Below are 15,740 nucleotides of genomic sequence, written 5' to 3'. Positions count from 1 at the left end.
GAAATGGAGCTGTTCGGCTTCCTGCTGCCGCTGATCGGGGCCCTGTGGTGGCCGTTCTGCCGCATCATGGCGATGATGGTTACCGCCCCGGTACTGGGGGATAATTCGATCCCGATGCCGGTGCGCGCCTTGCTGGCGCTGGTGCTGTCGTTCCTGATGCTGCCCCTGACCACCCGCGCCGGGATGGCGATGCCGGATCCGTTCTCGCTGGGCGGCGTGGTGGCGATGCTCGAGCAGGCCGTGATTGGCGGCGTGCTGGGCCTGGCGCTGCAGTTCGCGATGGCGGCCGTCACCATGCTGGGCTTCTTGACCTCGAGCCAGATCGGCTTTTCGATGGCCCAGATGAACGATCCGATCAACGGCCAGGTGTCGGACGTGATCTCGGGCCTGATGTCGCTGGTGGCGATGCTGGTGTTCTTCGCCATCGACGGCCACCTGGTGCTGGTCGCCGTGCTGGGCCAGAGCTTTCACGCCTGGCCGGTCGGTTCCGGCTTCCAGCCCATGCTGCTCGAGGCGGTAGCGCTCAACCTCGGCTGGGTGTTCGCGGCGGCGGTGCTGCTGGCGCTGCCGATCGTGTTCTCGACCATGGTGGTGCAGATGGGCTTCGGCTTCCTGAGCCGGGTCGCGCCCAGCCTGAACCTGTTCTCGCTGGGCTTCGCGCTGGTGACGATCTTTGGCCTCCTGATGCTGATCCAGCTGGTGCGCTTCATCCCCGACCACTATGTCTCCATGACCAACCAGGTGCTGGAGATGCTGACCGAGCAGATGAGGATGGCCCATGGCGGATAGCGGCAGCGGCGGCGACAAGAGCGAAAAGCCCACAGCCCAGAAACTGCGCAAGGCGCGCCAGGAAGGGCAGGTGGTGCGCTCGCGCGACCTGGCGACGGCGGTCGGCATCCTGGTCAGCCTGAAGCTGTTCGCGCTGATGGCGCCGACCTACCTGGAAGACATGCGCCACCTGTTCCGGCTGGTGTTCGTGCCGATGGGTGCGGCCGGCGACCTGGAAAACGCGCTGTCGACCGTGTTCGGCGCCGCCCTCATGCTGCTGGTGAAGATGGTGCTGCCGCTGGCGGCGGTGCCGATCGCGATCATCGCGGCCGGCGCCGTGCCGGGCGGCTTCATCGCCAGCAGCAAGAACCTGATGCCCAAGTTCAGCCGCTTCAGCCCCATCACCAACCTGGGTAACCTGTTCAGCCAGAAGCACTGGGTCGGCTTCATCACCTCGTTTGCCAAGGCCGTCATGCTGGGCGTGGTGCTGTGGATGGTCTCGCGCGCCGGCATGAAGGCTTACGTCGAATTGCAGCGCATGCCGCTGCTGGACGCCGTGGCGGCCGGCAGCGGCATGGCCTTCGACGCCCTGATGGCGATGGTGGCGGTGTTCGTGGTGTTCGCCATGATCGACGTGCCGGTGCAGCACTACCTGTTCATGCGCAACCAGCGCATGAGCAAGCAGGAAATCAAGGAAGAACACAAGACCAGCGAGGGCCGGCCCGAGGTCAAGCAGCGCATCCGCCAACTGCAGCAGCAACTGGCGCGGCGCAGCGTGCGCAGTACGGTGCCGACCGCCGACGTCGTGATCGTCAATCCCGAGCACTACGCGGTGGCGCTCAAGTACGATACCGACCGCGCCGAAGCGCCCTTCGTGCTGGCCAAGGGCGTCGATGAGATGGCGCTGTACATCCGCCAGGTGGCGAGGGAGAACAATGTCGAGACGTTGACCCTGCCGCCGCTGGCGCGCGCCATCTACAACACCAGCCAGGTGCAGCAGCAGATTCCGGCCCAGCTCTACCAGGCCGTGTCGCAGGTGCTGAACTATGTCTTGCAACTGAACGCGTTTCGTTCTGGCAGGCGCCAGGCGCCTCCGCGGTTCCCCCACGAGATGGACGTGCCATCTCATCTCTCCGAGGCCAAAGCATGAACTTCATGAATTCCTTTAACGCGTTTGTCGGCGAGCTGCGACGGCACAAGTTCGCCGCCCCGGTATTCCTGATCGCGCTCTTGGGCATGATCATGTTGCCGCTGCCGCCAGTGCTGCTGGACGTGCTGTTCACCTTCAATATCGTGCTGTCGCTGATCGTGATCCTGGTCGCGGTGACGGCCAAGCGGCCGCTCGACTTCGCGGTGTTCCCGACCGTGATCCTGGGCGCCACGCTGATGCGCCTGGCGCTGAATGTCGCTTCCACGCGTGTGGTGCTGCTGCACGGCCACGAAGGCACGCATGCGGCCGGCCAGGTGATCGAAGCCTTCGGCAACGTGGTCATCGGCGGCAACTTCGTGGTCGGCCTGGTGATCTTCATCATTCTGATGATCGTCAACTTCATCGTCGTGACCAAGGGCGCCGAGCGCATCTCCGAGGTCTCGGCGCGCTTCACGCTCGACGCGCTGCCCGGCAAGCAGATGGCGATCGACGCCGACCTGAATGCGGGCCTGATCAACCAGGAGCAGGCCACCATCCGGCGCAAGGACGTCGCCGCCGAAGCCGACTTCTATGGCGCGATGGATGGCGCCTCGAAATTCGTGCGCGGCGACGCGGTCGCGTCGATCCTGATCCTGATCATCAACCTGGTGGGCGGCGTCGCGATCGGCGCCCTGATGTACGACCTGGCGCTGGGCGATGCCTTCCACGTGTACGCGCTGCTCACCATCGGTGATGGCCTGGTAGCCCAGATCCCGGCGCTGATGCTGTCGGCCGCGGCCGCGATCCTGGTGACCCGCATCGGCGAATCGGGCGACCTGGAACAGCAGGTCGGCAGCCAGGTGCTGGCCCAGCCGGGGGTGCTGTATTCGGCGGCCGGCATCATGCTGCTGCTGGCGGTGGTGCCAGGCATGCCGTGGCTGTTCTTCACGGTGGCGGCCGCGGTACTGGCCTTCGCCGGCTACAAGGTCGGCCAGCGGGTGCTGGCGCCCGACATCGCCGGGGTAGCCAAGATCGAGGCCGCGCTGCGCGACGAGCGGGCGCCGGATCTCGACTGGCAGGCCTTGCCGGTGGTGCAGCCGGTGACCCTGGCGGTCGGCTACAAGCTGGTCGGCATGCTCGACCGCGCCCAGGGCGAGCCGCTGCAGAAACGCATCAAGGGTGTGCGCCAGAGCCTGTCGGAGCAGATGGGCATGCTGCTGCCGCCGATCGCCGTGCGCGACGACCTGGCGCTGCGGCCCACGCAGTATGCGATCAGCCTGTCGGGCACGGTGGTGGCCGAGGCCGAGGTGATGCCCGAGCACCTGATGGCGATCCCGTCGCCGAACGTGTACGGCGAACTCGATGGCGTGCCCGGCATCGAGCCGGCGTATGGCATGGCGATCACCTGGATCGCCCCCGACCAGAAGGCGCATGCGCTGGGCCTGGGCTACCAGGTGATCGAGGTGCCGAGCGCGATCGCGACCCACGTCTCGAAGGTGGTGCGCGAATACCTGCACGAGCTGTTCCGCCACGAGGACGTGCCGGCCATCATGGAGCGCCTGACGGCCCTGTCGCCCAAGCTGGCGGCGGCGCTGGACAAGGCGCTGACCCATACCCAGCTGCTGCGCGTGTTCCGCGTGCTGCTGCTCGAGGGCGTGTCGCTCAAGGACATCGTGGTGATCGCCACCACGCTGCTCGACAGCAGCGAGACCACCAAGGATCCGATCCTGCTGGCGGCCGAGGTGCGCTGCGCGCTGCGGCGCCAGATCGTCTCGGGCCTGTTCGGCAAGAAGAAGGACATGCCGGCCTTTAACCTGTCGGCCGAACTCGAGAACATGCTGCTCGGCTCCCTGAACCAGGCGCGCCAGAACGGCGGCGGCAAGGTGGTGCTGGACAATTATCCGATCGATCCGCAACTGCTGTCGCAACTTCAGATTAATATGCCGGTGGCGCGCGAGCAGATGAAGCAGCAGCACACGCCGCCGCTGCTGCTGGTGCTGCCGCAGGTGCGCCCGCTGCTGGCCCGCTATGCGCGCCTGTTCGCGCCGGGCCTGCACGTGTTGTCGTATAACGAGATTCCCGAGAACCGCGACGTGTCGATCGTCGGGACGGTGGGTTGAGAGAGGGGAAGGACATGAGCCAGCGCAAGCCGATCTATGTGACCCAGCCGGACATGCCGCCGCTGGACCAGTTCTATCCCTATCTCGAGCAGATCTGGGAAAACCGGATGCTGACCAACGGCGGCCCGTTCCACCAGCAGCTCGAGGAAGAACTGTGCCGCTACCTCGGGGTGGAGCATATCTGCCTGTTCGCCAACGGCACCCTGGCGCTGCTCACGGCGCTGCAGGCGCTGCGCGTCACGGGCGAGGTGATCACCACGCCGTATTCCTTCGTCGCGACCTCGCACTCGCTGCTGTGGAACGGCATCAAGCCGGTGTTCGTCGACGTCGACCCCGACACGCTCAACCTAGACCCGGCCCGGATCGAGGCGGCGATCACGCCGCAGACGACCGCGATCATGCCGGTGCACTGCTACGGCAAGCCGTGCGACACGCGGGCGATCGCGGCGATCGCCGACAACTACAACCTGAAGGTGATCTATGACGCCGCCCACGCCTTCGGCGTGCGTCACGAAGGCGCCAGCGTATTGAACAGCGGCGACCTGTCGGTGCTGAGCTTCCATGCGACCAAGGTGTTCAACACCTTCGAGGGCGGCGCCATCGTGTGCGGCGATGCGCGTACCAAGCAGCGCATCGACCGCCTCAAGAACTTCGGCATCGTCGACGAGACCACCGTGGTCGCGCCGGGCATCAATGGCAAGATGAGCGAGATCAACGCCGCCTTCGGCCTGCTGCAGCTCAAGGGTGTCGACGCGGCGATCGCGGCCCGGGCCCGGCTGGCGCGCACCTATACCGAGGCGCTGGCCGACGTGCCCGGCATCCGCTGCGTGCGGCCCTGGCAAGAAGGCGCGTCCGACCCTTTGCTGCGCGAGTCGAACTATTCGTACTTCCCGATCCTGGTAGGGCCCGACTATCCGCTCGGCCGCGACGCCCTGTTCGCGCGCCTGAAGGAACACGACATCGTCGCGCGCCGCTACTTCTATCCGCTGATCTCGAGCTTCCCGATGTACCGCGACCTGCCGTCCGCGTCCCCCGACCGGCTGCCGGTCGCGGCCCGCGCCGCCGAGCAGGTGCTGTGCCTGCCGATCTATCCGGCCCTGGACGACAGCGACCAGCACCGCATCATCGACCTGGTCGAGGGGAGTGCATGATGCCGCGCGCCACCATCGCCGACCTGGCGGGATACCTGCCTGCCACGGTGCTCGACAACGAGGAGCTGGGCCGCCTGTATCCAGGCTGGGGCGCGGACAAGATCTTCGAGAAGACCGGCATCCGCCAGCGCCGCATCGCCGCGCCGCACGAGACGGCGGGCGACCTGGCCTTCCACGCCGCCGAAGCGCTGTTCGCGCGCGGCAGGATCGAGCGCGAACAGGTCGACTTCGTGATCCTGTGCACCCAGGCGCCCGACCACGTGCTGCCGACCACCGCCTGCATCCTGCAGCATCGGCTTGGCCTGGCCACCGGCATCGGCGCGCTCGACGTCAACCTGGGCTGCTCGGGCTTCGTCTACTGCCTGTCGCTGGCCAGGGGCCTGGTCGACAGCGGCGCCGCGCGCTGCGTGCTGGTGCTGACCGCCGACACTTATTCGAAATACATCCACCCGCTCGACAAGAGCGTGCGCACCCTGTTCGGCGACGGCGCGGCCGCCACCGCGGTGGTGGCGGACAACGCCGATCCGGGTGCACATCCTGGCGCACATCCCGCGATCGGCCCGTTCGTGTTCGGCAGCGACGGCCGTGGAGCGGGCAAGCTGATTGTCGAAGCAGGGGGCTTTCGCACCCCGCGCAGCGCGGACACGGCGCGCGAAACGGGCGACGAGTCGGGCAATGTGCGCTCGCAGGAGCACCTGTACATGGCCGGCGCCGATATCATGGCGTTCTCGCTGCGCGAAGTGCCGCGCGCGGCGACTGCGCTGCTGGACAAGGCGCAGGTCGCGCGCGAGGCGATCGACTACTTCGTGCTGCACCAGGCCAACCGCTTCATGCTCGAATCGCTGCGCAAGAAGATGGGCATCGACCCGGAGCGCTTCCCGATCCATCTCGAGGAGTGCGGCAATACGGTATCGTCGACGATTCCGCTGGCGCTCGAAGCGATGCGCGAGCAGGGGTGTTTCGCGACCCCGAAGACTTTGATGCTGCTTGGTTTTGGCGTAGGATTCTCCTGGGCCGGCTGCCTGTTAACCCTAGAACTGGAATAAAAATGAGCAAATTTTACGAAGGCATGGCCGAGATCTTCGAGGTCGACCCATCCCGCATCACTCCTGGATTTGAATTGAACAGTGCCGAGGCGCAGTGGGACTCGCTGGCGCTGGTGTCGACCATCGCCCTGGTCGACGATTGCTACAACCTCATGCTCGACGGCAGCGCGCTGGCCGCGTGCGCGACGATCGCCGATATCGAAGCGCTCATCGCCCAGGCCGCGAAAGGCTGACCATGCACGGGGGACGTGAAGCGAAGGTCACCGGCGCGCGCATCGCGGGCCTGGTGTCCTGCCTGCCGCGCGAGCAGGTGGACAACGCCGGCTTCGCCGAGCGCTTCGGCCAGTCCGCGGTCGACGAAGTGGTCAAGATGATCGGCGTGCAGTCGCGCCGCCGCGTGGCGCCGGGCGCCACCACGCGCGACCTGTGCCGCGCCGCCGGGGCGCGCCTGCTCGCGGGCCTGGATTGGTCGCTGGACTCGGTCGACGCCGTGATCTTCGTATCGCAGACCCCCGACTACCGGCTGCCGGCCACCGCCTGCGCGCTGCAGGCCGACCTCGGCCTGCCGCCCGGCTGCATCGCCTTCGACGTCAACCTCGGCTGCTCCGGCTATCCCTACGGCCTGTGGCTGGCCCAGGGCATGGTCGCCGGCGGCGCCGCCCGCCGCGTGCTGCTGGCAGTGGGCGACACCGTGAGCCGCATCGTCGATCCGCAAGACCGCGCCACCGCCATGCTGTTCGGGGACGCCGGCACGGTCACCGCGATCGAGGCCGATCCGGCGGGCGAGGCGTATTTCATCCTCGGCAGCGACGGCCGCGGCGCGGCCAACCTGATCGTGCCCGAGGGCGGATTCCGCGAGCACGTGGCGGGCGCCGATCCGCGCCTGGACGGGCGCGACCCGGCCAGCCTGTACATGGATGGCGGCGAGATCTTCAATTTCACCCTGCGTTCGGTGCCGCCGCTGGTGGCGCGCACCTTCGAGCACGCCGGAGTCGGGGCCGACGGGCACGACGCCTTCCTGTTCCACCAGGCCAACCTGTTCATGCTGAAGCACCTGGCCAGGAAGGCGAAGCTGGCGCCAGAGAAGGTGCCGTTGAATATCGACCGCTACGGCAACACCAGTTCGGCCTCGATCCCGCTCCTGATGACGACCGACCTGGCAGACTCCCTGCGCTCGGGCGCACGCCGGCTGGCCATGTTCGGCTTCGGGGTCGGCTACTCCTGGGCTTCCGCGTCGCTCGACGTGGGCCCGCTCCAGATCTGCGAAACCATCGAGGCATGAGTCGAACCATGACGATCTTCTCCGACACCAGCCTGGCCGGCGGTACCTATCTCGTCACCGGCGCTTCATCCGGCATCGGCCGCGCCACCGCCGAACTGCTGTCGCGTTGCGGCGCGCGCGTGATCGCGGCCGGCCGCGACCAGGCGCGGCTCGAGGCCACCGTCGCCGGCCTGGCCGGCAGCGGCCACCTGGCCGCCAGCGCCGCGCTGCAGGACGCCGACGGCGCCGCCGACTGGGTCAAGTCGCTGGTCGAGGCCCACGGCCCGCTGCAGGGCGTGTTCCATGGCGCCGGCATCGAAGCCATCCGTCCGGTGCGCCTGCTGCGCCAGCAGCAGGTGAACGAGGTGATGGGCGGCTCGCTGTTCGCGGCGCTCGGCATCGCGCGCGCCCTGGCCGCACGTGGCGCCATGCCGGACGGCGCCTCGCTGGTGTTCATGTCCTCGGTCGCCGGTTCATCCGGCCAGGCCGGGATGGCCGCCTATTCGGCGGCCAAGGCCGGGATCGATGGCATGGTGCGCGCGCTGGCCTGCGAGTTCGCGCCGCGCAGGATCCGGGTCAACGCCATCGCCGCCGGCGCGGTGCAGACGCCGATGCACGAGCGCCTGGCGCGCGCCGGCACCGAGGCCTCGATGCAGGCCTACGAAGGCCAGCACTTGCTGGGCTTCGGGGAGCCAGGCGACGTGGCGCAGGCCGCGGCCTTCCTGCTCGGCCCCGGCAGCCGCTGGGTCACCGGCACCACCATGGTGGTCGACGGAGGCTATCTATGCCGCTGAACCATGGACGCACGATCCTGGTGGGGGCGGGCGCCTTCGCCCGTGAACTCATCGACTGGTCGCTGGACGGGGCGCTGGAAGACGGCCGCGCGTTCGACGCCTTCCTCGACAGCAGCGCCGCCGCGCTGGACGGCTTCGGCCACCGGCTCGACTATCTCGGCGCGATCGACGACTTCGTTCCGCGCGAAGGCGACCGCCTGGTGATGGCGATCGGCGATCCGGCCGCCAAGGCGCGCCTGGCGGCGCTGCTCAAGTCGCGCGGCGCGCGCTTCGCGCGCCTGGTCCACCCGCGCGCTACCGTGGCGCGCAGCGCCGTGCTGGGCGAGGGCGTGGTGATCTGCCCGCAGGCGCTGGTCTCGAGCCATGCCAGGATCGGCGACTTCGTCGCCATCAATGCTTTGAGCGGCGTCGGCCACGACGTGGTGCTGGGCGCCTGCTCGACCCTCAGCTGCCAGGTCGACCTGACCGGCTGGGTGAAGGTGGGCGAGGGCTGCTTCTTCGGCAGCGGCGCGCGGGTGCTGCCCAAGGTAACGGTGGGCGCCGGGGCCCGCATCGGCGCCGGCGCGGTGGTGATGCGCAACGTGCCCGAGAACGCGGTGATGTACGCGCTGCCGGCCAAGAAGCTCTGACATGGATTTCGACACAAGACTGTTCCGCGAACACTGGCACCTGGCCTGTCACCGCAACGAGCTGCCGCTGGCGGGCGACTACCTGCGCCTGTCCACGCCGCTGGGCGAGCTGGTCGTCTTCAACGACGGCGGCGAGCTGGTAGCCTTCGACAACCTGTGTCCGCACCGCGGCGCGCGCATCTATACCGGCGCGGCCGGCAACCAGCCGCCGACCTGCCGCTACCACGGCTGGAGCTTCCACGGCGGGCGGGTGACGGTGCCGGATACCGGCGCCTTCGCCGGCTGCGACCTGTCGACGGCGCGCCTGAACACCCTGCTGCTGGAGTGGTGCGGCGATTTCCTGTTCGTGGCGATCGCCCCGCGCCAGGGGCTGTACCAGCAGCTCGGCGAGACCGCCGGCCTGCTCGAGAACATCGGATTCAATATCGCCGGCCGGCTCGACCTGAACGCCTACGACTTCGGCTGCTACTGGGCGGTCGCGGTCGAGAACGCGCTCGAGCCCTACCATATCGGGATGGTCCATCCGGATACCCTGGGCGCGCTCGACCTGCAAGCCGGCGAGAACCTCTACCACGGCCGCAATTCGGTGTGGCGCGCGCCGCTGGGCAACACAAGGGTGGACAAGCAGCTGCAGTCGCTCAAGCGCCAGTTCGCGATCGACTTCGCCTACGACGGCTATATGAGCATCTACCTGTATCCGTTCACCATGATCTCGTCGACCTACGGCTATTCGTATTCGCTGCAGCACTTCCTGCCGGCCGCGAACGGCGCCGAGACCACCCATTTCAGCAGCCGCCTGCTGGGCGCGCACGCGGCGAGCCCGCGTGCGACCCAGTTGCTGGCGCCGCTGTTCGCCTCGACCGCCGAGATCAACCGCAAGGTGTTCGACGAAGACCACCAGGTCTGCCGCCTGGTGCCGAAGTCGAGCTGGAGTCCGGCCCCGCTGGCCTTTGCCGCGGCGACCGAAGAGAAGATCGTGCATTTCCGCCAGTCTTGCCGCGACTGGCTGGCCGAGGGCGGCGAGGACACTAGTCCGGCGCCGGCACCGCCGGCAGCAGCAGCGCCAGCTCGGCCACGGTCCTGAACACGGCGGGTGTCAAGGCCTGGGCCGCGGCTTCGGCGTTCGCGATCATGGCGTGGGTGCGCCCGGGCGGCAAGTGGTCGCGCAACTGCCAGCGCACGACCTTCACGCCGGCGCGCGCCAATACTTCCTCGAGCTCCGGCTGCAACCAGCGCAGCCGCGTCAGCGCGCGCGCGTCCGGCGCGCAGAGTTCGATCGCCACGCCCTGGGGCAGCGGCTCGACCTGGATCACGACCGCGCTGCCGTCGGCCAGTTCCAGCTCCAGGCGCAGGGCCGCGCGCGGACGGCGGCGGCGGCCGGGCGGCTTGTCGGCCTCCTCGGCCAGCACCATCAGGTGCTGGGCGGCCTGGCCGCCGGCATGCACGGTGAAGCGCCAGGCGTCCGGATGGGCCAATTGCTGCTCGGGCGCGCGCGCCACCTGGCCCTGCTGGGCCGCGGCGAGCAGGGCCGGCGACAACTGGCCGGCGCTGGCGGCCAGCGCGCGGCTGGTGAGCTGGCTGCCGTGGCTGCGTACCTGGGCGCGCCAGCTGCGCGCCAGGGCCGCGGCGTCCTGCGGCAGATAGGCGAGCTGGCGCGCCAGCACCGCCTGGTCGGGGCGCATGGCCGCGCCTTCGGCGCCACCCTCGGGCGCCGCCTGGCCGCCGGCCGCGGCAGCGCCCGGCAGCGGCTGCGAGAACGGCAGCGAGGGACCTTCGCGGCCGCCCAGCAGGGCGGCGGGCGCGACGGCGGCCACGGCGCCGACCTGCAGCGCGGGCGCGGTGGGGAGAGGCAAGGCAGGCAGCAGGGGCGGAATGGCCATGGCGGTGGTGGTCCGAAAAAGAAAAAGGCCAGCCGCGCGGCTGGCCTCCTGGAATCCTGCCCGGGGTGAGGCCCGGGCGCGGTCCGGCTATGCGGCGATTACTGCAGCAGCGACATGACCATCGACGACATGCTGTTCGACTGCTTCAGCATGGCGGTCGAGGCTTGCAGCAGCATCTGGTTCGAGGTCATGTTGGCGCTTTCGCTGGCGAAGTCGACGTCCATGATCTGGCCGGTTGCAGCCTTGGTGTTGGTGCTGATGTTGGCCAGGTTGTTGTACACGTGTTCCAGGCGGTTGGCGGCGGCGCCCAGGCTCGAACGGACGGTGTTGACCGCTTCCAGTGCGTCTTCCAGGTCGCCGATCTTGCCGTTGGCGCCGCCGGTGGCGGTCAGCTCGGTACCGGTGGTGGTGCCGGTGGTCGAGTATTGCACGCTGACTGCCGAGACGTTGGTGTTCAGGGTGCTCATCGCGGCGCTCAGGTTGATCTCCATGGTCTCGTCTTCCGACGCGCCGATCTGGAAGGTCATTTCTTCGGCGACGGTGCCGCCCACGAGCAGCTTGGCGCCGCCGAAGGTGGTGTTTTTCAGCACGTTGGCCAGCTCGAGGCCCAGTGCATCGTATTCCAGCTGCATGGCGTCCTGGTCATCCTCGGTCGACGAGGCATCGGCGGCCTGGGTCGCCAGATCCTTCATGCGCACCAGCATGTTCGACACTTCGTCCAGCGCGCCTTCGGCGGTCTTGAGCATCGAGGTCGAGTTCAGGGTGTTGCGCATTGCAACAGTCATGCCCGAGGTCTGGGCTTTCAGGCGCGATGCGATCTGCAGGCCGGCGGCGTCGTCCATGGCCGAGTTGATGCGGTAACCGGTCGACAGGCGGGTCATCGAGGTCGACAGCGAGCTCTGGGTGCGCGAGATCGAATTCTGTGCGGACAGCGCTGCGTTGTTGGTGTGAAGGCTCAGCATGGGTAGCTCCTAGTAAGCTGGTGGAATCGGTGGATCGTTCGTTGTCGTTTCGAGTGCGTCACTCGCTCTCTTCTGTACAAGGCGACCATTTCTTCTCATCCATTAAATTCCACATGGAAATTTTTTTAGTTTTTTTTATCCGCCTACGATGATTGCTTTTCCGACATCGCTCCAGCCTCGGCCAGCGCCTGCATCGTGATCTCGAACGGCGCCGGGGCCTGGTCCCGGGTCCACCCTTGCCACATGCGGCGCAGCGCCAGTTCCACGCCGGCGCCGACGATGCCAGGATAGCCGAGTGCCGAGTTCAGGAAGCGCTCGCGCATGGTGCTGCGGATGGTCGACAGCGCCGCCAGGTCCTGCGACAGCAGCACGCCCAGCTTGACATAGGTCTCGGGGTTGGGGGTGATGAAGGTATGCAGTCCGATGTGGGTCATGAAGGGCGCGACCGCCTGGCTGGGATTGGTGGGTCCGATCGTGCCCAGCGTGGGCACGCCCATCCACATTGCATGGCCGATGGTGGTCGAGCCGCTATACGGGAATGGGCTGAGGCAGATATCGACTTCGTGGTGCTGGGCCAGGTAGCGCTGGATGCCGCTGCGCCGGCGCAGCAGCAGCCGTTCGCGCGCGATGCCTTCTTCGGCAAACCAGTCGACCATCACGCTGTCTTCGGCGGACTCTTGTGCGCCGAGCAGCATCCTGGAATTCGGGATGGCGTGCAGGAGCGAGGACCAGAGCGTGATGACCTCGCGTCCGAGCTTGCTCGCGCGGTGGAAGCTGCCGAAGGTCAGGTAGCCATTGCTGAGCGCCGGCAGGGGATTCACCGGTGGGCTGTGGGGCGAAGGAAGGAAGGGCGCGCCGAGCGGCAGCTTGACGATTTTTTCGCTGAACTGGTCGACATAGCGCGTCCCCGGCACCATGAACCGGTCCTGCAGGATGTAATCCATGGCTTCCAGGCCGGTGGTCCCGGCATAACCCATCCAGGTCGCCTGCACCGGCGCGGGCTTGCGCGCGAACAGGGCCAGGCGATTGAGCGCCGAATGGCCCGACAGATCGATCAGGATGTCGATCGCATCGTCGCGGATCATCTGCTCGGCAGCGTCGTCGTCGACGCCCCAGATCACGCGCCAGGCCTTGAAATCGTTCTTGAGGGCGCGCGTCGTGTTGTCTTCGGCGGCGTTATTGTAGTAGGCGTAGATCTCGACCTGGGTGCTGGTCTTGAGCGCCGTCAGGGTCGGCGCCAGGAAGTTTGCCACCGCGTGGTTGTACAGGTCGCCGGACACAAGGCCGACACGTAGTACCCGTCCAGGATCACGATCGTTCGGGTGCGGGCGGCGCCTCTCGCGCAGGGCCGGTTCCCAGCGTTCGCCGAAGGCAAAATGCTCGCGCGTCAGCTCGTGCGCGTCGTTGCAGCAGTGGCTCAGGATGAACAGCAGCATGCTGTGGTTCTGGGGGCTGGGCTCGACCTCGAGGAAGCGCCGGGCCGCGCTCAAGGCCTGCTCGAAATGCCCCAGGGTGAAGCGGCAATGCAGCAGCGTGGACAGGGCGCCGGCGTGCACGGGGTCGCGCGCCAGCATGTCGTCGGCCAGGGCGATGGCCTCTTCGTAGTACTTGAACTTCTGCAGGATCGAGCGCAGCTCGTCGCGCAGCCCTGCATCGGCGGGCGCCAGCGCCAGTGCCTGCTTCAATGCCCATACCGCCTGTTCGCCATGCTGCAGTTCGCTATGGCACAGGGCGACGTGGTGCAGCGCGCCGATATGCTCGGGAGCCTTCGCCAGCACCTCTTCAAGGCACCGCAGGGCTTCCTTCCAGCGGCTGCCCTTGTACAGCAGGCAGCCCAGCTTGAAGCGCTCTTCGGTATCCTCGGGCGCGGCCGCCAGGACTTTTGCCATGACGAGATCGACCTCGGCGGCGCGGCCTTGCACATTGAGCACGGCGGCCAGTGTCAGCTGGACATCGGCATCCTGCGGCGCGAGTTCGGCCGCGCGCCGTGCGCTGGGTTCGGCCTGGTCCGGGCGCCCGAGGCGCAGCAAGGAATCGGCCAGGTGCTGGTGCAGGTCCGCCGCTTCCTGGAAGCGCAGGGCGGTGCGGTAGCAAGGGACCGCTTCTTCATAGCGGCGCAGGTCGAACAGCGCATTGGCCAGTACCGCATGGACACCGCGCAGCTTGGGATTGAGTTCCAGCGCGCGCTGCAGCGAACTGGCGCCTTCCTCGATCTGCACTTGCTTGAGCAGGGCCAGTCCGAGCAGGGCATGGGCGTTCGCATCGCGCGGATTGCGGCGGATGGCCTTGCGGCGCTCCGCGATCGCGGCGTGTGCATCGGGCGGAATCATATTGTTCATAAGTGAGTACAGAATGGCAACCCGGTCGATGAATTGCCGATGAGAAATAGGATCAATTGTAAATCGGCTTGTCGGGCATGTGCCTTGTTTGTTGCTGAAGAGCATAGATTATTTGGAGAGTGATGGTCCCGACCTGCATCCAAAGCCATGTCCAGGCCGTGAAACGAGACAGGCAGCGCTTGACATCAAGTTAGCTTGAGGATTTATAAGTTGAGCTGTCCAGCATGGACGCGCCGTCGGCCGGGAGCACCTGCAATGCTCCGCCCCGCGCGGCGATCCACGATCATTTTCGGAGAGAGCATCATGAACAAACCATACGACGCGCCAGGCGTCTTTCTACCCGCATTCCAGGCAGCAGGCGGCGCCATCGAGGCCGACGCCGTGATCGTCGGCGCCGGCCCGGTCGGCCTGTTCCAGGTGTTCGAACTGGGCCTCCTCGACATCCGGGCACACGTGATCGATTCGCTGGCCGCGGTCGGCGGGCAGTGCATGGAGCTGTACCCCGACAAGCCGATCTACGACATCCCGGCGGCGCCGGTGCTCACCGGCCGCGAACTGACCGACAACCTGCTGCGCCAGATCGCGCCCTTCGAACCGGTGTTCCACCTGGGCCAGGAGGTGACGACCCTGCAGCGGCGGGCCGATCGCCGCTTCGACGTCGAGACCTCGCTCGGCACGCGCTTCATCGCCAAAACCGTGATCATTGCGGCCGGCGTGGGTGCCTTCCAGCCGCGCAAGCTGAAGGTCGCCGGCATCGAGCGCTTCGAGGGTAGCCAGCTGTTCTACCGGGTCAAGCATCCCGAGCGCTTCCATGGCCGGCAACTGGTGATCTGCGGGGGCGGCGATTCGGCGCTCGACTGGGCGCTGGACTTCGCGGGCAAGGCCGAATCGGTGGTGCTGGTGCATCGCAGCGACAGCTTCCGCGCCGCCCCGGCCTCGATCGCGAAGATGAGGGCATTGTGCGAGGCGCAGCAGATGCAGTTCATTGCGGGCCAGGTCACGGGTTTCGACGTGCGCGGCGGCCGGCTGTCCGAGGTCAAGGTGACGGGGCCCGACGGCGTGACGCGGCGCGTGCCGGCCGATATCGTGATGGCGTTCTTCGGCCTGCTGCCCATGCTGGGACCGATCGTGGACTGGGGCCTGGACATGGAAATGCGCCAGTTGCGGGTGCGCGATACCGAGAGATTCGAGACCAGCGAGCCCGGCATCTTCGCCGTGGGCGACATCAACACCTATCCCGGCAAGAAGAAGCTGATCCTGTCGGGCTTTCACGAGGCGGCGCTGGCGGCCTTCGGCGCCGCGGCCTACGTCTTCCCCGACCGCAAGACCCACATGCTGTATACGACCACCTCGCCCAAGATCCACAAGCTGCTCGGGGTCGAGACGCCGGTATTCGATTAGGCGCTGTCACCGTTAAATATGGATGAGTATTGAACTGTTGAGCTGCCCAGCGGTCCCAGTCCTGGTATCCATCATGGGAGGGGATCGTGAAAGCGCCCAAGTTCATGAAGCTGTTCGCGCAACTGCCGTCCTTGAACCAGCCACAGCGGTTGCAGGTGCTCGCCGCCCTGCATCCGGCAGCCGGGCTCGACCGCGTAATCGCCCTCATCGCCGAGATTCGCGCGCCAGGTCGCCGCTGCCCGGATTGCTCCTGCGAGCGC

The 15,740-nt window shown here is 67.2% G+C and carries 14 protein-coding genes; 11 read left to right on the top strand and 3 right to left on the bottom strand.

Annotation, left to right across the window (positions count from 1 at the left end; translation table 11 throughout):
- Positions 1 to 3: 3 nt before the first annotated feature.
- The 10 genes from fliR to E8M83_RS20335 are packed head-to-tail and all read left to right on the top strand — an operon-like array spanning position 4 to position 9,982.
- Complete coding sequence (fliR, locus tag E8M83_RS20380; RefSeq protein WP_137175183.1) at positions 4 to 789, top strand: flagellar biosynthetic protein FliR; 786 nt, start codon at positions 4 to 6, stop codon at positions 787 to 789.
- Complete coding sequence (locus tag E8M83_RS20375) at positions 779 to 1,918, top strand: flagellar biosynthesis protein FlhB (RefSeq protein WP_137175182.1); 1,140 nt, start codon at positions 779 to 781, stop codon at positions 1,916 to 1,918. Before fliR ends, E8M83_RS20375 begins: the two co-directional genes overlap by 11 nt.
- Positions 1,919 to 1,923: 5 nt before the next feature.
- Positions 1,924 to 4,017, top strand: coding sequence for a flagellar biosynthesis protein FlhA (locus E8M83_RS20370; protein WP_170976875.1), 2,094 nt, complete (start codon positions 1,924 to 1,926; stop codon positions 4,015 to 4,017).
- A 14-nt stretch (positions 4,018 to 4,031) separates the two neighbouring features.
- Positions 4,032 to 5,168, top strand: a complete 1,137-nt coding sequence (locus E8M83_RS20365; RefSeq protein WP_137175180.1) for a DegT/DnrJ/EryC1/StrS aminotransferase family protein — start codon at positions 4,032 to 4,034, stop codon at positions 5,166 to 5,168.
- Complete coding sequence (locus tag E8M83_RS20360; protein WP_137175179.1) at positions 5,165 to 6,214, top strand: ketoacyl-ACP synthase III; 1,050 nt, start codon at positions 5,165 to 5,167, stop codon at positions 6,212 to 6,214. Before E8M83_RS20365 ends, E8M83_RS20360 begins: the two co-directional genes overlap by 4 nt.
- 2 nt (positions 6,215 to 6,216) lie before the next feature.
- Entirely contained in the window at positions 6,217 to 6,447 is a 231-nt protein-coding gene (locus E8M83_RS20355; RefSeq protein ID WP_137175178.1) for an acyl carrier protein, read from the top strand.
- Between the two features lie 2 nt (positions 6,448 to 6,449).
- Positions 6,450 to 7,496, top strand: a complete 1,047-nt coding sequence (locus tag E8M83_RS20350) for a ketoacyl-ACP synthase III (RefSeq protein WP_137175177.1) — start codon at positions 6,450 to 6,452, stop codon at positions 7,494 to 7,496.
- Positions 7,497 to 7,510: 14 nt separating this feature from the next.
- Positions 7,511 to 8,269, top strand: a complete 759-nt coding sequence (locus E8M83_RS20345; RefSeq protein WP_373995064.1) for an SDR family NAD(P)-dependent oxidoreductase — start codon at positions 7,511 to 7,513, stop codon at positions 8,267 to 8,269.
- The gene (locus E8M83_RS20340) at positions 8,260 to 8,898 is read left to right on the top strand and encodes a NeuD/PglB/VioB family sugar acetyltransferase (RefSeq protein WP_137175175.1); all 639 of its coding nucleotides are present in this window, start codon (positions 8,260 to 8,262) and stop codon (positions 8,896 to 8,898) included. Before E8M83_RS20345 ends, E8M83_RS20340 begins: the two co-directional genes overlap by 10 nt.
- 1 nt (position 8,899) lies before the next feature.
- Entirely contained in the window at positions 8,900 to 9,982 is a 1,083-nt protein-coding gene (locus E8M83_RS20335) for an aromatic ring-hydroxylating dioxygenase subunit alpha (protein WP_137175174.1), read from the top strand.
- On the opposite strand, the gene E8M83_RS20330 is transcribed toward E8M83_RS20335, so the two are convergent.
- From E8M83_RS20330 to E8M83_RS20320, 3 genes are all read right to left on the bottom strand, one after another.
- Positions 9,927 to 10,778: a hypothetical protein gene (locus E8M83_RS20330; protein WP_137175173.1), complete on the bottom strand. Its 852-nt coding sequence runs from the start codon at positions 10,776 to 10,778 to the stop codon at positions 9,927 to 9,929. The two genes, E8M83_RS20335 and E8M83_RS20330, sit on opposite strands and share 56 nt — an antisense overlap.
- A 98-nt stretch (positions 10,779 to 10,876) precedes the next feature.
- On the bottom strand, positions 10,877 to 11,740 hold the full coding sequence (locus E8M83_RS20325; RefSeq protein ID WP_137175172.1) for a flagellin: 864 nt from the start codon (positions 11,738 to 11,740) through the stop codon (positions 10,877 to 10,879).
- A gap of 143 nt (positions 11,741 to 11,883) precedes the next feature.
- Positions 11,884 to 14,079, bottom strand: a complete 2,196-nt coding sequence (locus E8M83_RS20320) for a tetratricopeptide repeat protein (RefSeq protein ID WP_170976874.1) — start codon at positions 14,077 to 14,079, stop codon at positions 11,884 to 11,886.
- Positions 14,080 to 14,382: 303 nt separating this feature from the next.
- Here E8M83_RS20320 and E8M83_RS20315 point away from each other — a divergent pair, with 303 nt between their 5' ends.
- Positions 14,383 to 15,480 carry an NAD(P)/FAD-dependent oxidoreductase gene (locus E8M83_RS20315; protein WP_229491702.1) on the top strand — a complete coding sequence of 366 codons (1,098 nt, stop codon included), beginning with the start codon at positions 14,383 to 14,385 and terminating at the stop codon, positions 15,478 to 15,480.
- Positions 15,481 to 15,740: the final 260 nt, after the last annotated feature.

This window comes from Massilia sp. HP4 (assembly GCF_005222695.1).
Classification (GTDB): Bacteria; Pseudomonadota; Gammaproteobacteria; order Burkholderiales; family Burkholderiaceae_D; genus Telluria.
This window is presented reverse-complemented; position numbering and strand designations above follow the sequence as displayed.